Annotated in this window: 22 protein-coding genes; 10 read left to right on the top strand and 12 right to left on the bottom strand. The window is 68.3% G+C overall.

Annotated features, from left to right (window positions below):
- Positions 1-55: 55 nt before the first annotated feature.
- The 4 genes from QTN24_RS17670 to QTN24_RS17655 are packed head-to-tail and all read left to right on the top strand — an operon-like array spanning position 56 to position 4,060.
- The gene (locus QTN24_RS17670) at positions 56-1,315 is read left to right on the top strand and encodes a glycosyltransferase family 1 protein (RefSeq protein WP_313838663.1); all 1,260 of its coding nucleotides are present in this window, start codon (positions 56-58) and stop codon (positions 1,313-1,315) included.
- Between the two features lie 18 nt (positions 1,316-1,333).
- Positions 1,334-2,380 carry a UDP-glucuronic acid decarboxylase family protein gene (locus QTN24_RS17665; RefSeq protein ID WP_313838661.1) on the top strand — a complete coding sequence of 349 codons (1,047 nt, stop codon included), beginning with the start codon at positions 1,334-1,336 and terminating at the stop codon, positions 2,378-2,380.
- 16 nt (positions 2,381-2,396) lie between these two features.
- On the top strand, positions 2,397-3,170 hold the full coding sequence (locus QTN24_RS17660) for a PIG-L deacetylase family protein (protein WP_409559043.1): 774 nt from the start codon (positions 2,397-2,399) through the stop codon (positions 3,168-3,170).
- 5 nt (positions 3,171-3,175) lie between these two features.
- Positions 3,176-4,060 (top strand): glycosyltransferase, encoded by an 885-nt coding sequence (locus tag QTN24_RS17655; protein WP_313838658.1) that lies wholly within the window; start codon positions 3,176-3,178, stop codon positions 4,058-4,060.
- A gap of 24 nt (positions 4,061-4,084) precedes the next feature.
- On the opposite strand, the gene QTN24_RS17650 is transcribed toward QTN24_RS17655, so the two are convergent.
- On the bottom strand, positions 4,085-6,853 hold the full coding sequence (locus QTN24_RS17650) for an ABC transporter transmembrane domain-containing protein (protein ID WP_313838657.1): 2,769 nt from the start codon (positions 6,851-6,853) through the stop codon (positions 4,085-4,087).
- Between the two features lie 152 nt (positions 6,854-7,005).
- Positions 7,006-7,584: a recombinase family protein gene (locus QTN24_RS17645; RefSeq protein ID WP_313838655.1), complete on the bottom strand. Its 579-nt coding sequence runs from the start codon at positions 7,582-7,584 to the stop codon at positions 7,006-7,008.
- A 151-nt stretch (positions 7,585-7,735) separates the two neighbouring features.
- Here QTN24_RS17645 and QTN24_RS17640 point away from each other — a divergent pair, with 151 nt between their 5' ends.
- On the top strand, positions 7,736-8,002 hold the full coding sequence (locus QTN24_RS17640; RefSeq protein ID WP_313838654.1) for a hypothetical protein: 267 nt from the start codon (positions 7,736-7,738) through the stop codon (positions 8,000-8,002).
- On the opposite strand, the gene QTN24_RS17635 is transcribed toward QTN24_RS17640, so the two are convergent.
- Positions 7,980-12,047 (bottom strand): CheR family methyltransferase, encoded by a 4,068-nt coding sequence (locus tag QTN24_RS17635; protein ID WP_313838652.1) that lies wholly within the window; start codon positions 12,045-12,047, stop codon positions 7,980-7,982. The two genes, QTN24_RS17640 and QTN24_RS17635, sit on opposite strands and share 23 nt — an antisense overlap.
- A gap of 329 nt (positions 12,048-12,376) precedes the next feature.
- On the opposite strand from QTN24_RS17635, the gene QTN24_RS17630 reads away from it, so the two are divergent.
- Positions 12,377-12,589 carry a hypothetical protein gene (locus QTN24_RS17630; protein ID WP_124686016.1) on the top strand — a complete coding sequence of 71 codons (213 nt, stop codon included), beginning with the start codon at positions 12,377-12,379 and terminating at the stop codon, positions 12,587-12,589.
- A 59-nt stretch (positions 12,590-12,648) separates the two neighbouring features.
- Here QTN24_RS17630 and QTN24_RS17625 read toward each other — a convergent pair whose 3' ends face one another.
- The 6 genes from QTN24_RS17625 to catA form a co-directional block, all read right to left on the bottom strand.
- Positions 12,649-14,025 (bottom strand): MFS transporter, encoded by a 1,377-nt coding sequence (locus QTN24_RS17625; RefSeq protein ID WP_313838649.1) that lies wholly within the window; start codon positions 14,023-14,025, stop codon positions 12,649-12,651.
- Between the two features lie 49 nt (positions 14,026-14,074).
- Positions 14,075-14,845 (bottom strand): benzoate diol dehydrogenase BenD, encoded by a 771-nt coding sequence (gene benD / locus QTN24_RS17620; RefSeq protein ID WP_313838648.1) that lies wholly within the window; start codon positions 14,843-14,845, stop codon positions 14,075-14,077.
- Positions 14,842-15,864: a benzoate 1,2-dioxygenase electron transfer component BenC gene (benC, locus tag QTN24_RS17615; RefSeq protein ID WP_313838647.1), complete on the bottom strand. Its 1,023-nt coding sequence runs from the start codon at positions 15,862-15,864 to the stop codon at positions 14,842-14,844. Before benC ends, benD begins: the two co-directional genes overlap by 4 nt.
- Positions 15,865-15,902: 38 nt before the next feature.
- Positions 15,903-16,391: a benzoate 1,2-dioxygenase small subunit gene (gene benB, locus QTN24_RS17610; RefSeq protein ID WP_313838646.1), complete on the bottom strand. Its 489-nt coding sequence runs from the start codon at positions 16,389-16,391 to the stop codon at positions 15,903-15,905.
- Positions 16,388-17,746 (bottom strand): Rieske 2Fe-2S domain-containing protein, encoded by a 1,359-nt coding sequence (locus QTN24_RS17605; RefSeq protein WP_124686011.1) that lies wholly within the window; start codon positions 17,744-17,746, stop codon positions 16,388-16,390. The genes benB and QTN24_RS17605 overlap by 4 nt, the downstream gene beginning before the upstream one ends.
- 111 nt (positions 17,747-17,857) lie before the next feature.
- Positions 17,858-18,808 carry a catechol 1,2-dioxygenase gene (gene catA / locus QTN24_RS17600; RefSeq protein ID WP_313838645.1) on the bottom strand — a complete coding sequence of 317 codons (951 nt, stop codon included), beginning with the start codon at positions 18,806-18,808 and terminating at the stop codon, positions 17,858-17,860.
- 173 nt (positions 18,809-18,981) lie between these two features.
- On the opposite strand from catA, the gene QTN24_RS17595 reads away from it, so the two are divergent.
- Entirely contained in the window at positions 18,982-19,905 is a 924-nt protein-coding gene (locus tag QTN24_RS17595) for a LysR family transcriptional regulator (RefSeq protein ID WP_313838644.1), read from the top strand.
- A 51-nt stretch (positions 19,906-19,956) separates the two neighbouring features.
- Here QTN24_RS17595 and QTN24_RS17590 read toward each other — a convergent pair whose 3' ends face one another.
- Positions 19,957-20,262 carry a hypothetical protein gene (locus tag QTN24_RS17590; RefSeq protein WP_313838643.1) on the bottom strand — a complete coding sequence of 102 codons (306 nt, stop codon included), beginning with the start codon at positions 20,260-20,262 and terminating at the stop codon, positions 19,957-19,959.
- Between QTN24_RS17590 and QTN24_RS17585 the strand changes: the two genes are divergently transcribed.
- The 3 genes from QTN24_RS17585 (at position 20,261) to QTN24_RS17575 (ending at position 22,658) form a co-directional block, all read left to right on the top strand.
- Complete coding sequence (locus QTN24_RS17585) at positions 20,261-20,431, top strand: hypothetical protein (protein ID WP_313838642.1); 171 nt, start codon at positions 20,261-20,263, stop codon at positions 20,429-20,431. The two genes, QTN24_RS17590 and QTN24_RS17585, sit on opposite strands and share 2 nt — an antisense overlap.
- A 187-nt stretch (positions 20,432-20,618) precedes the next feature.
- Entirely contained in the window at positions 20,619-21,551 is a 933-nt protein-coding gene (locus QTN24_RS17580; protein WP_313838641.1) for an MBL fold metallo-hydrolase, read from the top strand.
- Between the two features lie 198 nt (positions 21,552-21,749).
- A complete protein-coding gene (locus QTN24_RS17575) occupies positions 21,750-22,658 on the top strand; it encodes a ketopantoate reductase family protein (RefSeq protein WP_313838640.1) in 909 nt (302 codons plus the stop codon).
- Between the two features lie 10 nt (positions 22,659-22,668).
- Here QTN24_RS17575 and QTN24_RS17570 read toward each other — a convergent pair whose 3' ends face one another.
- Both QTN24_RS17570 and QTN24_RS17565 read right to left on the bottom strand, forming a co-directional pair.
- Positions 22,669-23,769 (bottom strand): formylglycine-generating enzyme family protein, encoded by a 1,101-nt coding sequence (locus QTN24_RS17570; RefSeq protein WP_313838639.1) that lies wholly within the window; start codon positions 23,767-23,769, stop codon positions 22,669-22,671.
- 15 nt (positions 23,770-23,784) lie between these two features.
- A complete protein-coding gene (locus tag QTN24_RS17565; protein WP_313838638.1) occupies positions 23,785-25,800 on the bottom strand; it encodes an arylsulfatase in 2,016 nt (671 codons plus the stop codon).
- Positions 25,801-25,816 lie beyond the last annotated feature (16 nt).

Here is a 25,816-nt window from a genome sequence, read left to right as displayed (position 1 = left end):
GCATGCATGCTGCAGACGGCGGGTCTGAAGTCCCTCACGACACGCGGAGCCAGCCATGCGAAGAATTGCCCTGATCAGCGAACACGCGTCGCCGCTTGCCAGCATTGGCAGCGTCGACAGCGGCGGCCAGAATGTCTACGTGGCGCACCTGGCCCGCCAACTGGGCAAGTGCGGTTATCCCGTGGACGTGTTCACGCGCCGCGACAAGGCGCTGCTGCCCGACGTGGTCGGCTTTGCGCCCAATGTGCGCGTGGTGCACGTGCCGGCCGGCCCGGCGGTGCATGTACCGAAGGAAGCGCTGCTGCAGTACATGCCGGCGTTCGGGGACTTCATGGTCGACTTCATCCGGCGCGACGCCATCGGCTACGACGTGCTGCACGCCAACTTCTTCATGTCCGGCGTGGCCGCGCTGCGTGCCCGCGCGTCACTCGGCATTCCGCTTGTCATGACCTTCCACGCGCTCGGCAAGGTGCGCCGGCAGCACCAGGGCAGCGCCGACGGCTTTCCCGACGCGCGCTTCGACATCGAGGACACGCTGGCGCGCGAGGCCGACTGCGTGATCGCCGAATGCCCGCAGGACGAGGAAGACCTGGTCGGTCTGTGCGGCGCCGAACGCAGCCGCATCGAAACCGTGCCGTGCGGCTTTGACGACGAGGAGTTCGCGCCGGTGGATCGCGCGCAGGCGCGCCGCGACCTCGGCTGGCAGCGCGACGACTTCACGGTGCTGCAGCTCGGCCGGCTGGTGCCGCGCAAGGGCATCGACAACGTGATCCGCGCGGTGGGGTACCTGCGCCACACGCTCGGCGTGCGCGCCCGGCTCTACGTGGTGGGCGGCAACGCCGATTCCCCCAGCGAGGCAGCCACGCCCGAGATCGGCCGGCTCAGGCAGGTGGCCGGCGAGGCCGGCGTCAGCGACATGGTCACGTTCGTGGGCCGGCGCGGCCGCGACCAGTTGCGCCAGTTCTATGGCGCGTCCGACGTGTTCGTGACCACGCCGTGGTACGAGCCGTTCGGCATCACGCCGGTGGAGGCGATGGCGTGCGGCGTGCCCGTGGTGGGCGCCAGCGTGGGCGGCATCCGCTCCACGGTGGTCGATGGCGAGACGGGCTTTTTGGTGCCGCCGCACGCGCCGCAGCCGCTGGCCGAGCGGCTGGCCCGGCTGGCCATGGACCCGGCGCTGGTCGACCGCATGGGCCAGGCCGGCCGCGCGCGCGCCCAGACGCACTTCACGTGGGCCGGCGTGGCGCGCCAGATGGAACAGGTCTACGCGCGGCTGACCCAGGCCCACGCCGGCACCGGCCGCGTGGCGGCCTGAACGGCCCGGGAGACAGCCATGAAGGACCCCGCCCTCAAGCGCATCCTGGTCACCGGCGGCGCCGGCTTTCTGGGCTCGCACCTGTGCGACCGGCTGGTCGAAGCAGGCCATGATGTACTTTGCGTCGATAACTTCTACACGGGCAGCAAGGAAAACATCGCCCAGCTGCTGCACCGGCCCAACTTCGAGCTGCTGCGCCACGACGTGACGTTCCCGCTCTATGTGGAAGTCGACGAGATCTACAACCTCGCCTGCCCGGCGTCGCCGGTGCACTACCAAAGCGACCCGGTGCAGACCACCAAGACCAGCGTGCATGGCGCGATCAACCTGCTGGGACTGGCCAAGCGCGTCAAGGCGCGCATCCTCCAGGCGTCGACGAGCGAGGTCTATGGCGACCCCGACAACCATCCGCAGCAGGAAAGCTACTGGGGCCACGTGAACCCGGTGGGCCGGCGCGCGTGCTACGACGAGGGCAAGCGCTGCGCCGAGACGCTGTTCATGGACTACCACCGCCAGCACGGCGTGGACGTGCGGATTGCGCGGATTTTCAATACCTACGGGCCGCGCATGCATCCGGCCGACGGCCGCGTGGTGTCCAACTTCATCTCGCAGGCGCTGGCCGGCGAGCCGCTGACGCTCTACGGCGACGGATCCCAGACGCGCTCGTTCTGCTATGTGGACGACCTGGTGGAAGGGCTGATCCGGCTGATGGCCGCCGACGCCGCCGGCACGCCGGTCAATCTTGGCAACCCGTGCGAGACGACCATGCGCGACATCGCCACCGGGATCCTGCACGCCACCGGCTCCACGTCGCCAATCGAACACCGCCCGCTGCCCGCCGACGACCCGCGCCAGCGATGCCCGGACATCACACTGGCCCGCACGCTGCTGCAATGGCAGCCGACCGTGGCGCTGGCACAGGGCTTGCGATTGACCGTGGCCGCATTCGTGTCACGGCGCGCCGCCCAGCAGCGCCTGCACGCGTGCGCCAGCGCCTGGCAGCCGCCGCCGGCCCCGTTCGACGATGCCGGACAGGCCGCCCGGGACGCTGCCCGGCCCCATTGACCACCGATTTCCATCGATGCCGATCTTGCAGATACCTGAACCGCTGACTGTCATTTCGCCGCATCTCGACGATGCCGTCTTCAGTTGCGGCGCGCTGATCGCCGCCGCGCGCGATGCCGTGGTCGTCACGGTGCTGGCCGGCATGCCCGATGCCGATACCGCCCTGACCGACTGGGACCGCGCCGCCGGCTTTGCCAGCGTGACGCAGGCCGTGGCCAACCGCCGCCGGGAAGACGCCCGCAGCCTGAACATGCTGGGTGCGCGGCCCGAATGGCTGAAATTCCTGGACGGCCAGTACGGCAAGCCGCAGAGCGCCGAGGACATCATGGCCGGCCTGGCCGCATCGCCGGCGCTGCAGCGCGGTGGCACGGTGGTGGCGCCGATGGGCCTGTTCCACAGCGACCACGTGCTGGTCAGCCAGGCGTGCATGCTGCTGCGCACGACGGTCATGGGCATGCAGACGGCCCGCGCCACGCAGACCGCGGACGATGATGCGGGTGATGGCGCCGAGGATCGCGCGCCCGTGCCGCCCACGCAGTGGCTGTTCTATGAGGATGCGATCTACCGCAGGCTGCCCGGCATGGTGCAGAGCCGGCTGCTGGGCTGGTGGCAGGCCGGGCTTGTCGCGTCGCCCGTGCACTTTCCGGTAGCGCCGTGGCACGCCGCGAAGATGGCAGCGGTGGAAGCGTACGAGAGCCAGCTACCGCTGTTCAATGCCGGGCAGCTTGCCGACATCGGCGCACCCGAGCGCTACTGGTCGCTCGACATCTCGCCGGCGCCGGGCACCTGATCCGCATGGCGTCCGCGCCCTGCCACGCCGGCATCTGCGTGGTCGTGCTGACGCACGATCGGCGCGATACGCTGCGGCGCACCCTGCAGCATCTGCTGACGCTGCCCGAGCGGCCACGCATCGCCGTGGTCGACAACGGCTCCGGCGACGGCACGGCGGCGATGCTGCGCCACGCGTTTCCCGGCATCGCCTGCCTGCGCAGCGACATCAACCTTGGCGCGGCGGGCCGCAACCTGGGCGCGCAATGGGCGGCGGACGTCGCCGGCACGCCTTACGTGGCGTTCTGCGACGACGACTGCTGGTGGCACGACGGATCGCTCGCGCGCGCCTGCGCGCTGCTCGATGCCAATGCCGGCGTGGTGTCGCTGACCGCCCGCATCCTGGTCGGCGCCGACAACCGCGAAGACCCTGCGAGTACCCATATGGCGCGCAGCCCGCTGCCATCGGCGGACCTGCCGGGGCGCGCCATCCTGGGCTTCATGGCGGGCGCCACGGTGTTCCGCGTCCGCGCGTTCCTGGCCGCCGGCGGCTACGATCCGCGCTTCTTCATCGGTGGCGAGGAGGCGGCGCTAGCCCTGCAACTGGCGGGGCAAGGCTGGTTGATGGTGTACGTGCCCGAGCTGGTCGTCCATCATCACCCGAGCCCGCAGCGCGACGCCGCCAGCCGCCGCAGCCTGCTGGCGCGCAACGCGGTGTGGACGTCGTGGCTGTGCCTGCCGGCGCCGATGGCCATCGGCGATACCGTGCGCGCCATTCCGGCGCTGGCCCGGCACCTGGACGCGGCCGGCTGGCGCGAGCTGGCGCGCGGCATGCGCTGGGTACTGCGCGAACGCCGCGTGGTCGACGACCGCGTGGTGGCCGCGCTGCGGCTCACGCGGCAACGGGACTGAGCCGCGCCGGGCACCGTGACGCCATCACGGGTCGCGCGACAGCCGCGCATCATCGGGCGCCGGTGCCAGCGGCGCGGCCCCGGCCTGCCCCTGGTGCAGGTGCGCGGTGATGGCGGCAATCAGTTCGGCCATCTGCACGGGCTTGGACAGGTGCATCTGAAAGCCGGCCATCATCGCGCGGATGCGGTCCTGCGGCTGCGCGTGGCCGGACAGCGCGATGGCGGTGAAACGCCGCACCAGCGGCACGTCGCGCTGCGATTCCAGCCGGCGCACATCGCGCAGCACCGTGTAGCCGTCTTCCTCGTCCAGCGCGATATCGCAGAGCAGCACCTGTGGCCAGTCCTGAATCGACGCGTCGGACAGGTGCTGCAGCAGGTCGCGCCCGTGGGCGAACGCGATGGCATCGGCGCCCAGGTCTTCCAGCGCCTCGACCAGCACGTCGCGCGTGGGTGCGTCGTCGTCGAGCAAGAGGATATGGCTGCCACGCAGCGTCTGCGGCCCCATGACCGACGGCGGGCCCGCCACTTCGGGCAACTGCGCCGGCGCCAGGGGCTCGCTGACCGGGCGCATCGGCATGCGCAGTCGCCACACCTGCTGCGCGGCGTCGGCCATCAGCGTGATGCCCGCTTCGGCCAGTTCGGCCTGCAGCCGCTGGATCTCGGCGGCGGGCACCGGGTGGCCCTGTGCGGACGCCAGCGCCGCCAGCGTCAGCGTGGCGTCGCCATTGCTGCGTTCCAGCCGCAGCTCGATGCGCCCGCCGTCGTCGACGGCATCGACGATGCGGTCGCACAGTTCCCAGACGGCCTTCTGCAGCACGCCGGGGTCGCCGGTCACGCGCAGCTCGGTCTCGCCGACCACCGTGAACAGGTGGATATGGCGCTCGGCCATGCGCTCGCGCAGGCCATCGACCACGCCTGCCACGATGGCTTCGAGCCGGATGGGCTGCAGCGCCAGCCGTTCCTCGGTGCGTTCGAGTTCGCGCTGTTGCTGCTGCAGCCGCCACATCTGTGCGTAGACACCGCCGCGCGCCAGCAGCGCCTGGTGCGTGCCGGCCTCGACCACGCGGCCGTGCTCCATCACCAGGATGTGGTCGGCATCGGTGATCGTGGACAGCCGGTGCGCGATGATGAACGCCGTGCGGCCCTTGGCCACGCGCGTCAGTTCCTGCTGGATGGCGCGTTCGGTGCGCGTGTCCAGCGCCGAGGTGGCTTCGTCGAACACGACGATCGGCGGCCGCTTGAGCATGGCGCGCGCGATGGCCACGCGCTGGCGTTCGCCGCCCGAGAGCCGCACGCCGCGCTCGCCCACCATGGTCTCGTAGCCGTCGGGCAGGCGGTCGACAAAGGTGTCGAGCTGGGCGGCGCGCGCCGCGGCCACCACGTCGGCGCGCGAGGCGCCTTCGAGCCCATAGGCGATGTTGTAGGCAATGGTGTCGTTGAACAGGATCGTGTCCTGCGGCACGATGCCCACCGCCTCGCGCAGGCTGCGCTGCGTGACGAGCCGCAGGTCCTGCCCGTCGATCAGCACGCGGCCCGAATCGGGCTGGTAGAGCCGGAACAGCAGCCGCGCCAGCGTGGACTTGCCCGAACCGCTGCCGCCGACCACGGCCACGGTCTGGCCGGCCCCGACGCGAAAACTCACGTCCCACAGCGTCTGGCGGCTGGGGTCGTAGCTGAAGTTCACGTGCTCGAACGCGATCTCGCCCCGCAGCACGGCCAGCGGCCGCGCGCCGGGGGCATCGTCGTCCTCGCCGGCCCGACCCTTGGCATCGAGCAGCGCAAACAGCCGCTCGACGTTGGTCATCGCGTCGTTCGACTCCCGGAAGATGAAGCCCAGCGTGTTGAGCGGCAGCACCACCTGGATGATGTAGGCATTGATCAGCACAAGGTCGCCCACGGTGAGCGCGCCCTGCGCCACGCGCTGCACGCCCAGCAGCATCACGCACGCCACGCCCACCGCGATGCAGCCGCTCTGCGCGATATGCAGCGCCGAGAGCGCATGCTGGTTCTGCACGCTGGTCACCACCCAGCGGTCCAGCAGGCTGCCGAGCCGGCGCGCTTCGAACGATTCGCGCGCAAAGTACTTGACCGTGTCGTAGTTGAGCAGGCTGTCCACGACCTTGCTGTTGGTCTGCGCCTCCACGACGTTCACCTGGCGCTGGACCTTCATGCGGCGCCGCGTCAGCAGCACGGTGCAGCACGCGTACAGCGCAAAGACCAGCAGGATGATGGCCGCGAACTGTCCGCCGTAGGCCGCCACCATGATCACCAGCACGGCGGCAATCTCCAGCAGCGTCGGCACGATGGTGAACACGGCCACGCCAAGCAGGAAGCCGATCGCGGCGGTGCCCTTGTCGAGGTCCCGGATGATGGCGCCGGTCTCGCGCTGCGAATGAAAGCGCGCGCCCAGCCCGTGCAGGTGCGCGAATGCGCGCGCCATGAAGCCGGCCACCGTGCTCTGCGCCACGTGCGCGAACACCACGTCGCGCAGCTCGTTGAACGCGTTGCCCAGCAGCCGCAGGATGGCGTAGGCCAGCACCAGGAAGACCGGGACCGTGACGATCAGGTGCACCAGCGGCCCCGCGCGTGCGGCGCCAGCCGGGTTCATCAGCGTCTGGGTGGAGGCGGCCTCGTCGACGATCAGCTTCAGCACCAGCGGCACCGACACCGTGGCGGCCTTGGCCAGCAGCAGCAGCGCGATGGCCGCCATGACGCGCAGCCGGTGGCGCCAGATGGCAGTCCAGAGTTCGCGGGCAATGCGCCGGCGCGACACCGGCGGCGCGGTGTGTGGCATGCGTGCGGCCTCCGCATCCAGGGGATCGAGTGGCAACGGTATCGCGGGGCGCAAGGTCCATGCCCGACGCCCGCCCAGTGGTTCCCGCCGCTGCGACGCGGCAGGAATTGCATCGGCTCACACCGAACGTGCAATAAGGGATGACCGCCGCGTCACTCGGCGCGGCCGTCGCGAATGCGCATGATGGTCTGGCGCGACACCTTGAACATGCGCGCCAGCTCGCTGACCGACGTGCCCTGCCGCAGCGCCGCGCGGATCTCGTCGTGCACGGTCGCGGCCAGCGCGGGGCGCCGGCCCAGCCGGCTGCCGCGTTCCACGGCCAGTTCCGCGCTGGCCTTCATGCGGGCGCTGCGTGTGGTGCGTTCCAGTCCTTCCACGGCCACCAGCGTGCGGAAGATCGGCGAGCCGGCCTCGGTCAGCGAACTGCCGCCGGTTTCGACGCAGTAGAGCCTGACGCCCAGCGTGCGAAACCGTTCGACCGTCGCGCGCACGTCGCGCACCGAGCTGCCGATGCTGCACAGCCGGAGCGTCACGACCGTATCGCCGGCGCGCAGCCGCCGCAGCAGCAGTTGCATGCGGGGCCGGTCCAGCGCGGCCACGGCGGCCGGCACGCGCTCCCACCATGCCTGCCCCAGGTCGACCACGTAGCCGGCTGCGTCCAGGCTCAGGCACTCGGCCTCGAAATCCCGCAGGGAATCGGCCTGGTTCGTATAGAAGTGGGTCGAGGGCATGGGGGCGTGGGGCGGGGGGATGCGCAAGCATAGCAAACGTCCCCAACCTCGACATTCCGGACAGGGGCCGATGGATACCCAAGCCCGCAGTCATCCATACAATTTTTTCAGAAGGCAAGCGATGTGCCTGCGCTGGAAACAGGAGGGTGCCATGGCGACACAGCAGTATTACGGACATACCGTCGAGGGCACGGCCGTCTTTGTGGGCGAGGAACAATGGCGGGCCACCGCGCGCGTGACGCAAGGCGGTGCGGCGCTGGTGCAGTCATGCGAGATCGGCATCTTCCGTACGCGGGAGCGCGCCATGGCCGAAGGGCTGGCCTGGGGCAAACGCTGGATCGACTGCAACCAGTGCCCCGGCGCCGGCTTAGGGCATGCCGACGGGCATGCCGTGCTCAGCGATGCCGAAGGCGCATGAGCGTGGAGAGCAGGTTGTCGAGCAGGACAGGCTTGGGCAGGTGGGCGTTGAAGCCGGCACGCAGCGCCGCTTCCACGTCGCTGTGGCGGCCGTAGCCGCTGAGCGCGATCGCCGGCACGTCCTTCAGCGCCACGTGTTCGCGCAGGCGGTGCACCAGCTGGTAGCCGTCCATGTCGGGCATGCCGATATCGGACAGCAGCAGGTCCGGCCGCCGGGCATCCATGCGCGCCAGCGCCGATTCGCCGCTGGTCGCCACGTCGACGACCGCGCCTTCCGTTTCCAGCAGCAGCCGGAACGTATCCACGGTTTCCTCGTCGTCGTCCACCAGCATCACATGCAGGCCGCGCAACATCGACGATGCGGCGGCGCCGTCGCCATCGGCCGCGGCATCGCGGCGCGACCGGCCCAGCGGCAGCGTCACCGAGAACGTTGCGCCGTGTCCGCGCCCCGCGGATTCGGCCCGCACGGCCCCGCCATGCAGCGTGACGATTTCCTTGACGAGGTTCAGCCCGATGCCCAGCCCACGCGCGCGGCCCTTGGGCGTGTGGGCCTGCCGGTACATGTCGAAGATATGGGGCAGCGCCTCGGGCTCGATCCCCTGCCCCGTGTCGCGCACCGTCAGCTGCGCCTTGCCATCGGCCTGCGTCAGCGACACGGTGATGCGGCCGCCCGCCGGCGTGAAGTTCAGCGCATTGCGCAGCAGGTTCCACACCACCTGCTCGATGCGCGTGACGTCGGCCTCAATCCAGAGCGGCTCGGCCGGCAGGTGTTCTTCCAGCGCGGTGTCGTGCTGCGCGGCTTCCTCGCGCACGGCGCCGCAGACGTGGCGGACGACCGCCACGAGGTCGATGGTGGCGCGCGAGACCGACAGCTTGCCGGTGCGCACGCGCGACATGTCGAGCAGGTCGTCGATGATCTGCGCCTGGCCCTGCACGGTGCGCCGGATGGTCTCGGCCGCGCGCGCGATCAGCGGGTTGCCGCGCGTCTCGGGCGCCCGCGCTATCAGTTCGGTACTGGCGCTGATCAGGTTCAGCGGGTGCTTCAGTTCGTGTGACGCCACGGCCAGGAACTCGTCGCGCTGGTCGTGCGCTGACGCATTCCAGAAGCCGGGGTCGCGGCGCGGCGCGCTGGGGGGCAGCACCTCGTCCAGGTCGCGCGCGATCTTGGCAAACCCGCTGATGCCGGACTGGTCCAGCCGCGACAGCACGCCGCTGGAACGAAAGCGCGTGCCGTCCTTGCGCAGGTGCCAGCGGTCTTCCTCCACGCGCCCGAACTTGCGCGCGCGGGACATTTCCTCGGCCGGCACGCCGTGCTCGCGGTCTTCGGGTGTGAACAGCACGTCGGCCGGCTGGCCCAGCATCTCGGCCTCGGCATGCCCGAAGATGCGCTCGGCGCCCAGGTTCCAGCTCGTGACCCGGCCGTCGTCATCGAACGTGATGATCGCGTAGTCGCGCGTGCTCTCCGCCACGATGCGCATGCGGCGCTCGCCCTCGCGCAGCCGGGCTTCGGCTGCCATGCGCGACGTGATGTCGATGAACGACAGCACGGCGCCATCAATGCGATCCTCGGTCGTGCGGTACGGCAGGAAGCGCGCCAGGTACCAGCGGCCGTCGTTGCTCGGCACCTCGCGCTCGATCAGCCGCAGCGAGTCGAACGCCTCGGCCGCGTCGTCGGCCAGGTTCGGGTAGTCCAGCCGGTGCGTGATGTCCAGCAGCGAGCGCCCGATATCGGACGGGATGATGCTGAACACGTCCACCGCGCGCGGCGTGTAGCGCTTGATGCGGATATTGCGGTCGACGAAGATCGTGCCGATGTCGTTGGCGGTAATCAGATTCTGCAGGTCGTCGTTGATCTTGCCGGTTTCCTCGACCTTCGACTTCAGCTCGGCGTTGACCGTGACCAGTTCCTCGTTGATCGACTGCAGCTCTTCCTTGCTGGTTTCCAGCTCTTCGGTGGCCGAGCGCAGTTCCTCGTTGATCGCCTGCAGTTCCTCGTTGGACGCCTTCAGTTCCTCGGTCGACGTCTCGGACTGCTCGATCGTGGCCTGCAACTGCTCCTTGGTGCGCTGCAGCTCGCGTTCGAGCTGGCTGACGATCGGGTCTGGCTGGCGCTTCTGCGGCGTGTCGGACGCCTCGCCCATGCTGTCCTCGACCTCGTGGAACAGGATCAGCACGAAATCGGCATTGGCCTCGGCGTCATGCACGGGCCGCGCCACCATGTTGACGAAGAAATTGCGGCCGTCGCGCGTCAGTTGCACGCGCCGCGCCTCCACGCTGTGATTGGTCTGCAGCGCCTGGAAGATGGCCGTGCGCAGTTCCAGCCGCAACTCGGGCCGTACCGCCGCAATGACGTTGTGGGACGGCTCGCCGCCCGCGTATTCGAGAAAGCGCCCGGCGCGGTCCGACAGGTGCACGATGTCCGATTCGCGGCTGACCAGCACGCTCGGCGGCGCATGCTGCTCCACCAGCCGCTGGTGCAGGTCGCCGAAAGAGAACTTGCGGCGGCCCTGCGGCTGCATCACGGTGACCGGCATGCGCAGGCTCTGCATCGACGCCGACATCGGCACCGGTGCATCGGCGCGGACCGCCACGTTGGCGCGGTAGATGCGCGCCTTCTTGTCCACCACGGTGAACAGCGTGCTGACGCTGTCGGCCGCCTCGGAGCTGCCCAGGAACAGATAGCCGCCCGGACGCAGCGCGAAGTGGAACGTGCGCAGCACGTCAAGCTGCGCCTCGCGGTCCAGGTAGATCAGCAGGTTGCGGCAGCAGATCATGTCCAGCCGCGAGAACGGCGGATCGCGCAGCAGGTTGTGCAGCGCGAACAGCACGTGCTCGCGCAATTCCTTCTTGACGCGGTAGTGGGCGGCGTCCTTGGTCAGGAACTGCCGCGCGCGGGTCGGTTCCACGTCGGCCAGGATCGACTCGGGATACAGGCCCAGCCGCGCGAACGAGATGGCGCGTTCGTCGATGTCGGTGGCGAACACCTGGTAGGGCACGCCGTCGGCGGTGCGCGACGACGCCTCCTGCAGCAGCATCGCAATCGAGTACGCCTCTTCGCCCGTGGCGCAGCCGGCCGACCAGATGCGGAGCGGCTCGTTGGCGAAGCGGTTCTCCACCACCAGCGGCATCACCTCCTTTTCCAGGGCGTCGAACGCTTCCTTGTCGCGGAAGAAGTTGGTCACGCTGATCAGCATGTCCTGCAGCAGCAGCGGCGTCTCGTCGGGATGGTCGTGCAGGAAATCGCGATAGTCCTGCAGGTCCGACAGGCCGTTGACCTGCATGCGGCGCTCCACGCGCCGCAGCACCGTCGCGCGCTTGTACTGCCGGAAATCGTGCGCCGTGCGGGTGCGCAGGATGACCATGATCTCGCGCAGCACGCGCTCGTGGTCGCCGGCAAGCCCGTCGTCGCTCTCGGCGGGTGCGTCGGTCACGGCGCGGATCCGGCGGCCGCTGGACCACATCTCCATCAGCCGCTGCGGCATGTCGGCCACCGGCAGCGTCAGGTCCACCTGGCCCGTGGCGATGGCCGCGCGCGGCATGCTGGAGAACGCCGCATCCTCGGGCTGCTGGGCCAGGACGATGCCACCCAGTTCCTTCACGCGCGTCAGCCCGACGGCACCGTCGGACCCCGCGCCCGACAGCACGATGCCCACGGCGCGGTCGCGGTGCGCCTCGGCCAGCGAGCGCAGGAACAGGTCGATCGCCATCCGGCGTTCCGCGTTGGACGCCGGCGGCTGCACGCGCAGGTAGCTGTCCTCCATGACCAGCACCTTCGACGGCGGGATCAGGTAGACGTAATTGGCTTCGATCGGGACGGCGTCCGTGACCTGCCGGACCGGCATGGACGTGACGTTGGCCAGCACTTCCGGCAGCACGCTGGAGTGGTCGGGGGACAGGTGCAGGACGATGACGTAGGCGGCGCCGGTGCGCGTGGGCAGGGCCTCGAAAAATGCCTTCAACGCCTCGATTCCGCCGGCCGACGCGCCGATCCCGACAACCGGGAAATGAAGTTGGCTGGGAGTGGACTTCACCGGGGTTCGGGCCATGACCGTGGGATGCGCCAATGCTGGAGGGAAGGACGCAATCATACTCTACGCAAGGATTCGCCCCGGGCCAGCCATTCCCCGCCGATTGGCGAAAAAAAACCGCTCCTGAAGGAGCGGCGGGAAGTCGAACTAGTTCTCTTGCGCGGCGCGAATCGTTGCAAGAGACGCATGAAATATATGTCCAGACATGACATTGCGGATGTTCCCAAATGCTTGCTATATGGACATCCTGCCGGGTGTCCCGCGCGGCGCACGGGCGGCCACGGCGCGCGGGCCAGTGGATATATTGAAACGACCCGTTGACTGATCCATTACTGGCAAGCAAACCGATGCAAAAAGGAAAGACGCTCCGGGACGTGGTGATCCTGGACCGCTATATCGCCGAGCGCGAGGCCGAACTCCAGCGCCTGGAACAGGCTGCCCGGGCCCAGCCGGGCGGCGACGACAACCGTGCCAACCCGATGCTGGCCAGCCTTCGGCAGGCCATCTACGTGCTGCGGGCCCGGCGCGAAGTGCTGGGCGGCACGCTGAAGGGCTCCTGAGCGAAGCACCTGGCGCCCGTATCCGCGTTAACCCTCGATACGTTGCTGACGCCCCGGGATCAGGATCCGCCGGGACTGACCTGCATGGCCACCGGCTGCGCCGCGCCGGCCTGGGGCGACGCGCTGCCGATGACCGACGCCGAGCGCTTGTGGTCGATCAGCAGCACGGCGACCACGGCGATGACGGCCGGCACGGCCATCGCCGCGAAGTTCTGCTGGTGGGACAGCGACATGCCCACCAGGACGCCGATGACGATCGGCGCCAGGATCGCGCCGCTTCTGCCAACGCCCGACGCCCAGCCGATGCCCGTACCACGCACGGCCGCCGGATAGAACTGCCCCGCGTAGGCATAGGTCACGATCTGCGTGCCGATGGTCGAGGCACCGGCCAGCGCCACCACCACGAACAGGGCGCCGGTCGGCATCCGATAGCCGAGCAGCGTGATCGAAACCGCCGCCAGCACGTACATGCCCACCAGCACGTGCTTGATGTTGAAGCGGTCGGCCAGCCAGCCGCCGCCAATCGCGCCAGCCATCGCGCCGAAGTTCAGCACCAGCACGAACGTCAGCGCCGATCCCAGGCTGTAGCCCGCGCCCGCCATCAGCTTGGTCAGCCACGAACTCAACGCATAGACCATGAACAGGCACATGAAGAACGCAACCCAGAGCATCACGGTGCTGAAGCCGCGGCCGTCGCGCAACAACATGCGGATGGGGGCGCTGGAGGCGTCCGCCTGCGGCAGGTCGAAGCGGTCGGTGGCCTGCGGGCGGTACGTGGGCGCCATGCGGGCCAGCACGGCGCGCAGCGTATCGAGCCGGTTGCGGCGGATCAGGAACGGCAGCGACTCCGGCATCCGCCTGAGCACGGCCGGAATGATCAGCACCGGCGCGCCCGCCGCCAGGAAGACCGACTGCCAGCCGTAGGTCTCGATCAGCGACTTGCCCATCAGCGCGGCCAGCATGCCGCCCACCGAGTAGCCGCTGAACATCAGCGTGACCATCGTGCCGCGCAGGCGGCGCGGCGAGAACTCGGTCATCTGCGCCACCACGTTCGGCATCACGCCGCCAATGCCCAGGCCGGCCAGAAAGCGCGTCACGCTGAAGGCGACCGGGTCGCGGGTCATGCCCGCGGCGGCCGTGAAGATGCTGAACAGCGCAATGCAGACGGCAATGGCGCGTGGCCGGCCGATGCGGTCGGCCACGGTGCCCATGATGACCGCGCCGAACATCATGCCGAACAGCGCGGCGCTGACCATGAAGCCGGCACGCGTGGCGTCGACGCCCATGTCCTTCATGATCGATGGCAGCGCGATGCCGACCACGGCCAGATCGTAGCCGTCGAAGATGATGATCAGCGCGCACCAGAACAGCACGCCGGCATGAAAGCGGTTGAAGCGCGCGTCGTCCGCGAGCTGGTGGACGTCGACATGACGCATGGCTTGTCTCCTCGTTGATGGAATGGTGCGCGGTATCCCCCGCGTTGTCCTACCCGTTGTCGCCGCCGGCCACGGGCAGCACGGCGCCCGTGATGTAGCTGGCTTCGTCGGACGCCAGGAACAGGATCGGTGCGACCTGTTCGTCCAGCGTGCCGTAGCGTCCGAAGAACGTGGAGCCGGTGACCTGCGTCACCGCCTCGGCCATCCAGGCGCGTTCCTGCGCGCTGTCGCCGGCAGCATTGCGCGGCACGCGGCGCGGCGGCGCCTGCGTACCGCCCGGCGCGGCGGCCACCACGCGAATGTTGTGCGGCCCGTACTCCATGGCCAGCGCCTGGGTCATCGCATTGACGCCGCCCTTGGCGGCCGAGTACGGCACGCGCCGGATGCCGCGCGTGGCATTCGACGAGATGTTGACGATGGTGCCGCCCCCCTGCGCCAGCATGCGCGGCAGCACGGCGTGGCAGGCGTACAGCGTCGGCATCAGCGAGCGGCGGATCTCCGCGTCGATCTGCGCCGGTTCGAATTCGGCGAACGGCCGCATGCGGATGGCACCGCCGACGCCGTTGACGAGGATGTCGATGCGGCCGAACGTCTCCGCTGCGCAGGCCATTGCGGCGGCGGCGCCCGCATAGGTTTCCATGTCGGCAACGAAGCCGGCGGCCCCGGATGCCTCGGCCGCGACCTCGCCGACAAACTGGGCGCGATCCACCAGCAGGACTTGCGCGCCTTCGGCCGCAGCGCGCAGCGCCACGCCGCGCCCGATGCCCTGCGCGGCCCCGGTGACGACCATCACCTTGCCCGCGAAGCGTCCGGCACTCATGCCGCCACCGCCACGGCGTTGGGCGTGAATTTCTCGTAGTGGAAGCTGTTGGGCTTCACGCCGTTGTCATCGAAATGCTTGCGCACGGCGTCCACCATCGGCGGCGGCCCGCACAGGTACACGTCCACGTTGCCGTCGTGCAGGCAGGCGGGCGGCATGTGCTGCGTGACCCAGCCCTTGCACGGGTGGCACGACGCGTCGTCGGCCACCACGGTGGTGTACGTGAAGTTCGGCAGCCGCGCGGCGTAGGCTTCGATCGCGCCGACCTGCACCAGATCGAGATCGCGCGTCACGCCGTAGATCAGGTGCACCTTCTGGTCGGACGCCGCGCGCACCAGCACTTCGAGCATCGACAGGAACGGCGCCAGCCCGGTGCCGCCGGCCAGGAACAGCAGCGGGCGCTCCACGGCGCGCAGGTAGAAGCTGCCGAGCGGGCCGGTCAGGTTGACCTTGTGCCCAGGCCGCGCGGTCTCCAGCCAGGTGCTCATGACGCCGCCGGGAATCTTCTTGATCAGGAAGCTGATACGCGACGCACCGGGCGCGGACGAGAACGAGTACGAGCGATGCTGGCCGCTGCCCGGCACGCCGATGTTGACGTACTGGCCCGCCAGGAAGACCGGCGGGATGCTGTCGACATCGAGTTCGAGCACCACGGCAGCGTCGTTGTGCGGCACCACGCTGGCCACCGTCGCGGCAAACTGGCTCTGCTCGGTCTTGCACACCGCCGACGACGCCGGCACCGCGATCACGCAGTCGCTCTCGGGCACCATCTGGCAGGTCAGCACGAGGCCGCTGGCCTTCTCGTCGTCGCTGAGCGCGTCCTCGATGTAGTCGTCGCCAAGGTCGTAACGGCCGCTTTCGGCGCGGCACTTGCACGTGCCGCAGACGCCGTCGGAGCAATCCATCGGCAGGTTGATCCGGGCGCGGAACGCGGCGTCCAGCACCTTTTCACCGGCCCGGCACTCGACAAAGCGTGTCACGCCGTCTTCGAAATTCAATGCAATGTTGTAGCTGGACATGTTGCCTCCTGCGTCCGTTTGCAATCCGCTGCGTGGCCTCAGACGTGGTAGACGTCGAGCACCTGGCGGATGTAGTCGTTCTTGAGCAAGATCTTCTTGGCCGCGATGAGCAGGCGGCCTTCCACCTTGCGGAACGTGAGGAATACCGTGCCGAAGAACTGGTCGGTGACCTTGTAGCGATGGCTGAGCGTGTGGAAGTTGTAGCGGACGTCCACCTCGTCGTCGCGTTCGGCCAGTACCTCGACGTTGGCGATGTAGTGGCTCGTGCGCGGCTCGGGCATCGAGGCACTGCTGCGTTCGGTCCGGATGCGGAACACGCGGTCTTCCAGCCCGCCGCGATCGGCGTAGTACATCAGGGAGATCTCGCGCTGCGGGTCTTCGGTGGGCTGGTCGTCGTCGTCCCAAGCCGGCATCCAGTAGGTGACGTCATCGGCGTAGCAGGCCAGCCATTCGTCCCACTGGCGGTCATCCAGGAAACGCGCCTCGCGGTAGAGCGCCTGGCAGATGGATGGATGGTCGAAGCTCATGCCAATGCCTCCGCCTGTTCCTTGCGCAGCGCGTCGCGCATGACCTGCCGCCAGTATTCGTGCTGGACCACGAACAAGCCTTCGTCCTCGCTGCGCTCGCCCGAGATCACCGGCTTCAGGCCCATGCCCTGCGCGTTGGCGTCGGGGCCGTGGATCCACAGCGGCGCGCCGCGCGACATGTCGTTCCACATCGACGTCGAGCCCGCGTAGCCGGCCTGGCAGGCGCGGAATTCTTCGAGGTCGTCGCTGGTGCCCATGCCGGACACGTTGAAGAAGTCCTCGTACTGGCGGATGCGGATGGCGCGGCTCTCGGCGCTTTCGCCCTTCGGCGCAAAGCAGAAGATGCTGACTTCGGTCTTGTCGACGCTGATCGGACGCACCACGCGGATCTGGGTGCTGAACTGGTCCATCAGGAACACGTTCGGGTACAGGCAGAGATTGCGCGTCTGGTTGACGATGTAGTTCGCCTGCTCGGGGCCGACGCGTGCCGCAATCTCGTCGCGATGCTGGTACACCGGGCGCACCTCGGGGTTCATCGTCCGCGTCCAGAGCAGGATGTGGCCGTGCTCGAAGCCGTAGACGCCGGCCGTCGACCTGCTCCAGCCGTTGGCGTCGACGGCCTTGGTGCCTTCCACCTTGCGGCGGCCCATCGTCGCGGCATAGTTCCAGTGCACGGTGCTGACGTGGTAGCCGTCGCAGCCGTTTTCCATCTGCATCTTCCAGTTGCCGTCGTAGATGTAGGACGAATTGCCGCGCAGCACTTCCAGCCCCTCGGGCGCCTGCGCCACGATCTGGTCGATGATGACGCGCGTCTCGCCCAGGTAGTCTTCCAGCGGCATCACGTCGTCGCTGAGGCTGCCGAACAGGAAGCCACGGTAGTTCTCGAAGCGGGCCACCTTGCGCAGGTCATGCGAGCCGTGCTGGTTGAACTGCACCGGATACTCGGTGGTCTTCTCGTCCTTCACCTTCAGCAGCTTGCCGGCGTTGGAAAACGTCCAGCCGTGGAACGGGCACGTGAAGCTGCCCTTGTTGCCATGCTTGCGGCGGCACAGCATCGCGCCCTTGTGCGCGCAGGCGTTGATCACGGCGTGCAGGGCGCCGGTCTTGTCGCGCGTGATGACGATCGGCTGGCGGCCGATCCACGTGGTGTAGTAGTCGTTGTTGTTCGGCACCTGGCTTTCGTGCGCCAGGTAGACCCAGTTGCGCTCGAAGATGTGCTTCATTTCGAGCTCGTACAGGTCGGCGTTGGTGAAGATGTCGCGGCGGCAGCGGAAGACGCCGTTCTCCGGGTCGTCCTGGACCGCGTTGCGCAGCAGGTCGTCGAGCTGTTGTGCCTTGTCGAGGTTTGCGGGCATGAGTCGTCTCCCCGATGCCGGGGGGCGTGGCGCCCATGGCATCGGTCCATGTGGTTTGCGAGGAAGGGGGGCGGCCTGGCAGTCAGGCCGCGGGTACGGCGCCGGGTGGGCTCAGGCGGCCACGGCGGCGGTGGTCGCGGCAGCGCGCGGACGGTTCACGCGCTGGTTGTCCTGGCCTTGCACCAGCGGCGTCAGCGCGATATCGAACCGGATTTCCTTGTACGCGTCGGCCTTCAGGCCCAGCGCGGTGCCATCGGTCTTCTCCACCACGTGCGGCACCAGTTCCTCGCGCGTGGCGTAGGCAAAGTCGTCCCAGATCAGCGGGTCGCCTTCGATGTTGATCTGCGTGGTCAGCTTGCGCGTCTTGTCGCTGGTAACGAAGAAGTGCACGTGCGCGGGACGGTTGCCGTGGCGGCCCAGTGCGTCGAGCAGTTGCTGCGTGGCGCCCTGCGGCGGGCAGCCATAGCCCACCGGCATCAGCGTGCGGAACTCGTACTGGCCGTCGGCACCGGTCTTCACGGCGCCGCGCAGGTTGAAGTCGTCCTGCGCGCCAGTCGGGTCGAAGTGCGAGTAGAAGCCCTTGGAGTTGGCGTGCCAGCACTCCACCACCGCGCCGGCCACCGGCTTGCCGTCCGGCCCCGTGACCGTGCCGCGGATGACCAGCGGGCCGGCATCGGCGTCGGGGTTGATATCGATCCGGGAGACGCCGTCGCGCACCGGCGCGCCGGCGACGTAGAGCGGGCCTTCGATCGTGCGCGGCGTGCCGCCGTGGATGTCGGCCTCGCGGTCGGCGGCGTCCATGCGGATGTCGAGATACTTCTCCAGCCCCACCCCGGCGGCCAGCAGCGCCGCTTCGCCGTCCTGGCCGAGCTTGTTGAAGTAATGCACGCCGGCCCAGATTTCGTCGGGCGTCATGTCGAGGTCGTCGATGGCCTTGAAGAGGTCGCTCAGCAGACGGTGAGCAATCTGCTTGGTGCGCGCGCTGCCGGCGTCATTGCCCAGGTTGGCGGCGGCCTTCAGCAGGTCCTGAACTTCTTTCGTGTCGAACACCTTGGCACTCATGTCTGCTCCTAACGCTCTGTCATTTTTGTGGGGTTAACCCTCATTCCAGGTCGGTCTGAATCAACTTGGAAGGTATAATCGCGCCCCGAAACCGGGGTTGAAAGCAGAATAGAGGCGGCAAACCAGCCAGTCCAACACCGTTTTAGTATCGGGCTATATCCTGGAGGTATTGTATGGAGTTGCGTCACCTGCGCTATTTCGTGGCCGTCGCGGAAGAACGCAACTTCACGCGCGCGGCCCAGCGGCTGCATATTGCGCAGCCGCCACTGAGCCGTCAGATCCAGCAACTGGAAGAAGAACTGGGCGTGCAACTGTTCGAGCGCAACGCCCGGCCGCTCAAGCTGACCGAGACCGGCAAGTTCTTTTATTCCCACGCGGTGCACCTGCTGGCGCAGACCAGCGAACTGGAATCGATGACGCGGCGCGTGGGCAATATCGAGCGCAGCCTGTCGGTCGGCTTTGTCGGCTCCACGCTCTACGGCATGCTGCCCAAGATCATCCGGCGCTTCCGCGACGAGAACAAGTCGGTCGAACTGAGCCTGCACGAGATGTCGACGATGGACCAGATCCGCGCGCTCAAGGACGGCCGCATCGACGTGGGCTTCGGCCGCATCCGCCACGAGGACGCCAACATCCGCCGCGTGATCCTGCGCGAGGAAAAGATGATCGTTGCGCTGCCCATCGGCCATCCGCTGTCCACGGCAAAGCCGGTACTGTCGCTGCGCGACCTGATCCACGAGACGCTGATCGTCTTTCCCAAGGCGCCCCGCCCCAGCTACGCCGACCAGGTCCTGTCGGCATTCCAGGAACGCGCGCTGACCCCGCGCCGCATCTACGAAGTGCGCGAACTGCAGATCGCGCTGGGACTGGTGGCGGCCGGCGAAGGCATCTCGGTGGTGCCGAGCAGCGTCTACGGCCTGAAGCGCGATGACGTGAGCTACATGGAACTGGACGACCCCACGCTCACGTCGCCCATCATCATGAGCATGCGCGCGATGGACGAATCGCGCGACATCAAGGAAATGCTGGAACTGATCTACCGGCTCTACGAGGAAGAAAAGATCCCGTATGTGCCGCGTACGGATCGCGGGGAGTAGGGGTGGAGAGTGCGGGTCGCGAATGCGGCGCCGCGCCGGACGCTTTGGGCCCTAACGAACAACCTCCGGCTTTCCCGTCACCCGCATCGACGGCAGCCACACGCCCGGCCCGGGCGCCCGAATTACGGTGCCATACACGGTCACTTGCCGGCCGGTCAGCGCGCGGGCGTCAGCCAGCGGCACGCCGACGAGTTCCCAACTGTCGTGTGCGGGCGTCTCCAGCATGACCGTCGGGAACGGCTCGTTGCCCTTGATACGGATTTCGCCGACGAGGGCTGTCTGGCCCTGCGGCGTCGTTGCCGCGGCACACGCCGCGAGCGTCAGGGCGATGAGGCCCGATAGTGCGAATCTCTGCATGGTGTCTGACGAAAAGACGGGGCGGATTGCGCCGCCCCGTTTGCCTTACTGGATCACGACCGACAGCGTCGATTGTGCCGGCACCAATGCGCGGCTCTCCTATATCGGCAAAAAATCCAAAAATGTCACCCTCCGTTTAGGGGTTGTTTCCCGCCCGATCCCCTGCTAGCCATTGTTGCGCGCCGTACAACATAGTGAAGGCCGCCACGGCCCTACTGCCTGCCGCGCCCCCTGCCTAGAATCCGTTGCACCGATGGTTGCGCAAGCCGCGCGACGGTCGAGGAGGATGTCCGTGCGACCAAGCGGACCCGCGCCAGCCGCCCAGCGGCCTACCCACCCAAAGACAGGAACTGATCATGAGCGAAACAACCCGCAATCTGCAGCCGGTGACCGCCAACCTTGGCAAGGAGGGTTCCGGCGAACTCGTGCCTTCCCGCTACGCGGTACGGATCGGAGACGTCGACGTGGTGCTGATCAGCGACGGCATCCTGCCGCTGCCGACCTCGACCATGTCCACCAATGTGAGCCCTGAAGACCGCAACGAGTGGTTCGACGGCCGCTTCCTGCGCCGCGACATGTTCGACTGGGCGCTCAACATCGCGCTGGTCCGCAGCGGCGACCGCCTGATCCTGATCGATTCGGGCGTGGGCGACGGCTTCGAGTACTTCACGCGCGCCGGCCGCTCGGTGATGCGGCTGGAATCGGCCGGCATCGACCTGGGCGCGATCACCGATATCGTGATCACGCACATGCACATGGACCACGTCGGCGGGCTGAACGTCGAGGGGGTCAAGGCCAAGCTGCGCCCAGACGTGCGGATCCACGTGGCCGGTGCGGAGGTGGAGTTCTGGAAGAACCCGGACTTCAGCAAGACCGTGATGCCGGAGACCGTGCCACCCGCGCTGCGCAAGGCCGCTGCCCGCTTTGTGGAGCTGTACAGCAAGAACATCGTGCAGTTCGACCGCACCGTGCAGGTGGCGCCGGGCGTGTCGGCGCGCGTGACCGGCGGCCATACGCCGGGGCATTGCGTCGTGGACGTGGCCTCGGGCGGCGAGAAGCTGACGTTCGTGGGCGATGCGATCTTCGAGGTGGGCTTCGACAATCCCGCATGGCAGAACGGTTTCGAGCACGAGCCGGAGCTGGCCGTCGACGTGCGAATGGGCCTGCTCAACGAAGCCGCGGAAACGGGTTCCCTGCTGGCGGCGGCACATATCGCGTTCCCGTCCATCGGCCATATCACGAAGAACGGCAACGGCTTCCGCTTCGTGCCGGTGCAGTGGGATTACTGATCGGGGGGCGCGCGCCGACGGCCGCCAATCCTGACCGCTGAAGCGAATGCCGCGATTTCAACACTCGCGGCATTTCGCATTTTCAGCGCCCGCACCAACGGTTGCCAATTCGCACGCTGCCGACCCGCCCGCCGTCAACACCACCGCACGCCGCCGCGTTCTCCGATCGCAAGTTGCGATCACAGCCAAGGAGGCCGCATGAAGATCACCGTTATCGGCGCGGGTGCCGTGGGATGTTTCTATGGCGCCATGCTGGCCAGGGCGGGGCATCCCGTGACGCTGGTCGGCCGGCCGGTACATGTCGACAGCGTGACGCGCCATGGCCTGCGGTTCGAATCGCCGGCGATGGACACGTACATCGCCGTCGCCGCGGATACGCGCGTGCAGGCGGCCGAGGACGCCGACCTCGTGCTCTTTTGCGTGAAGTCCGCCGACACGGTCGACGCCGCGCGGCAGTTGCGCCCGTTCCTGAAAGCCGATGCGGCAGTGCTGTCGCTCCAGAACGGCATCGACAACGCGGCGATGCTGGAAGGCGCGCTAGGCCGGCCGGTCATCGCGGCCGCCGTCTACGTGGCGTGCGAGATGGCCGGTCCCGGCCATCTCAGACACCACGGACGCGGCGACCTTGTGATCGGCGATTCGCCGCAAAGCGCCGACATCGCCCGCATGCTGGGCGCGGCCGGCGTGCCCACCGTGGTGTCCGCCGACGTGCGGGTGCCGCTCTGGGACAAGCTCGTGCTCAACTGCGCGTACAACGCGCTCTCGGGCATCGCCAACCTGCCCTATGGCGAGATCCGCAACGTCGAGGCGGCCGAGGAGACGATGAAGCAACTGATCGCCGAATGCCTGGCCGTGGCGTGCGCCGAGCGCGTCGGCATCGACCTCGACGTCGAGCGCCAGTTCGAGCGCATCCGCCATACGATCCCTGCCGGCCAGTATTCGTCGATGGCGCAGGACCTGGCCCGTGCTCGTCCCACGGAGATTGACTACCTGAATGGCGCCATCGTGCGGCGCGGCTTGGCGCACGGCATCGCCACGCCGGTGAACCAGGCGCTGATGACGCTGGTGCAGCTTCTGGAGCGCCGGCCGGCGGCCCGGGGCAGTTGAGCGCGCGTCGTCACCCCTTGTCGCGCAACACCGTGCGGAAGCCGATATGCGAAGCGGGCAAGTCCGCTTCCTGCTGCTCGCGCGACGACGCGCGGTAGCGTACGCAATAGTCGGACGAGCAAAGGAACGAGCCACCCTTGATGACCATCGGCGTGTTGCCGGCCGCACCATGGGGCCGATTGGCGGGGGCAATGGCGGCGGTGTCGCCGTTGGCATGGCCCTGGTGCTCGCCACGGTAGACGTCGCGCGTCCATTCCCACGCGTTGCCGATCATGTCGAACAGCCGGTAGTCGCTGGCCGCGTAGCAGCCCACGGGCGAGCGCCCGACGTGCCCGTCCTCGTTCGTGTTCATCAGCGGGAACGCGCCCTGCCAGTAGTTGGCGGATGGCTTGCCGGCCGGATCACGCGGCGCGGTGTCAAGCGTGGCGTCCTCGTGCCCGGCCTTGCCGGCGTACTCCCATTCGGCTTCTGTCGGCAGGTCGCGGCCGAGCCATTGCGCATAGGCCAGCGCGTCGCGTTGCGTGACCAGCGTGACCGGATGGTTGGCGCGGCCGCGCAGGTCGCTGGCGGGACCGTCCGGATGCCGCCACGATGCGCCCTTGACCCACGACCACCACGCCAGCGGCCGGGCATCCAGTTCAGCCTGCGTCGGCGAGTGGAACACGGCGGCGCCCTGCTGCCGCTCGGCATCGGTTACATAGCCCGTGGCCTGCACGAACGCGGCGAACTGTGCGTTGGTGACCTCCGTCTGGTCGATCCAGAAACCGGCCACGCGCGTGCGGCCGCTGCCGGCCGGGCGTTCGTCGGGATAGCCATGACTGGTGCCGAGCACGAAATCGCCGCCGCTCAGGTGCACCATGCCGGCGCGGGCATCGGCGCCCCAACCATCTGGCAGGCCGCTGTATTGCGCGCATTGCCGCCCGCTGCCCAGCGGCGCCGCCGGCCTGCCGGTGTTGCTGCCGTCCAGCCCGCCGGACGGCAACGCCGCATCGCGCGGGCCGTGGGCGGCGCGCGATGCATAGACGCCGGACACGGCCGCAAACGCCACGCCGAACGCCACTGCGACGACCGCCACCTTCGCGGCGCCCCGTAGCTTTGCAGAAGCTGCCATGACGCGACGCATCGATCAGTAGTAGCCCTTGGGACGCGCCGGCTCCACGCCGCCCACGCCCTGCATGTACGTCTTCCACTGTGCGATCAGGCTGTCCAGCACCGTCGCGTTGCTGGTGGAGACGTCGTGGTTCTCGCTGCGGTCGGTGGCCAGGTCGAACAGCTCCCAATGGCCGTCGGCCGGGCCGAACTGCGCGGGCTCGGTCCACAGCGCCTTCCACCGGCCATCGGCGCTGCGGATCTGCGCCCGGCCGTACGACTCTTCGCCAAACGCGGTGGTGCGCACCTCGCCCGTCGCCTCGCCACGCAGCACCGGCAGCAGCGATTGCCCGGTGATCGGCCAGACGTTGCGGCCGTTGTAGACCACCTTGCCCCGGTTCCGGTCCGTGCCGGTTGCCGGATCGATGCTGGGCGCGGCGGCGGTGGATGGCAGCGCGATGCCGGCCACGGCCAGGAACGTTGCCGTGTTGTCGGTCACGTGCGTGAAGGCGCGCAGCGTGGGCTGCTGCTGCGTCTGCCCCGGCAGCTTCACGATCGCCGGCGTGGAGATGCCGCCTTCGCCCATGTACCCCTTGGTCTGGCGGAACGGCGTGGCGCTGACCTCGGCCCAGCGCAGCCCGTACTGCAGGCGCCGCGCGGCCTGCAGGCCGTTGTCGGTGCCCAGCGTCGAGTACACGGGCTCGGCGGCGTTGGCGGTGTCGGTGGCGGTCGGGTCGCCATTGGTGATCGGCCAGCCCTCCGCGCCGTTGTCGGACTGGAACATGATGAACGTGTTGTCGTACTCGCCAATGTCCTTCAGGTGCTGGACCAGCAGGCCGATGTTGTAGTCGAGGTTTTCGACCATGCCCGCGTAGATCTCCATGTAGCGCGCCTGCGCCTTGCGTTCGTCCGCGCTCAGGCTGGCCCACGCCTTGTCCACCAGGCCGGGGCCGTAGTCGGTATAGCCCTGCGCCGGGCCGTTCAGCGCGTTGATGTATTTGGCGCCGGCCGTGCCGTTGGCGGCCGTGCCCGCCGGCGCAACCAGTGCCTCGGGCTGGCCCGCATACGGATTGAAGTCGGCGGGGATGATGCCGAGCGACTTCTGACGCGCGATACGCGCGTTGCGGACGGCGTCATAGCCCGCGTCGTACCGGCCCTTGTACTTGCTCAGCCAGGGCTCCGGCACCTGCAGCGGCCAGTGGGGCGACGTGTACGCGGCATACGCAAAGAACGGCTTGCCATCGGCCTTGTTGGCGTCGATGTACTCGATCAGCTTTTGCGTATAGAAGTTGGTCGAGTAGAACAGCGCGGGCGATCCGCCGGCGCCGCCGGGCTGCCCCGGCTGGCCCGGCTGCACGTACTTGCCGTTCTCGGTGTAGTTGCGCGATCCGGCGGCCTCGTGTCCGAAGTGGTTCGACGCCGCGCCGCCCAGCAGCGCGTAGCTGCGCTCGAAACCCCACTGGTCAGGCGTCTTGCCGCTGGTGGCGGCCGCCCCGGCGATGCCGGAACCGAGATGCCACTTGCCGGCCATGTACGTGTGGTAGCCGGCGTCCTGCAGCAACTGTGCCACGGACAGCGCGCTGTCGTTGAGATAGCCCTCGTAGCCGGGCAGGCCCTTGCGTTCGTCGTTCGGCGCGCCCATCGTGCCTTCGCCGACGAGGTGGTGGTCGGTGCCGGAGATCAGCATCGACCGCGTGATCGCGCAGACCGTGCCGGTGTGGTGATTGGTCAGGATGCGGCCGGACGCCACCAGTGCGTCCAGGTTCGGCGTGTCGATCTCGCCCCCGAACGCGCGGATATCGGAATAGCCGAGGTCGTCGGCCATGATGTACAGGATGTTCGGACGCTTCTGCACGGTACCCGTGCCCGGCGACGTCGCGGTGTTGCCGGTGGAGGCCACCGGGGTACTGCCGTCGGACCCGCAGGCCACCAGCGAGACGAGCGCGGCGGCCACCGCGCCGGCCAGGCCGATGCGCAAGACAGGGGCAGCGCGCCGGGGCGCAGCAGTGGAACGGGCACGACGAACGGACGGGGAAGCGTTACGTGTTGGCATTGTTGTCTGGCGCTAC

This window comes from Cupriavidus sp. SZY C1 (genome assembly GCF_032190535.1).
GTDB classification, from domain to species: Bacteria; Pseudomonadota; Gammaproteobacteria; order Burkholderiales; family Burkholderiaceae; genus Cupriavidus; species Cupriavidus pauculus_C.
The sequence above is the reverse complement of the archived record's forward strand: the minus strand, read 5'-3'. Positions and strand labels throughout refer to the sequence as shown.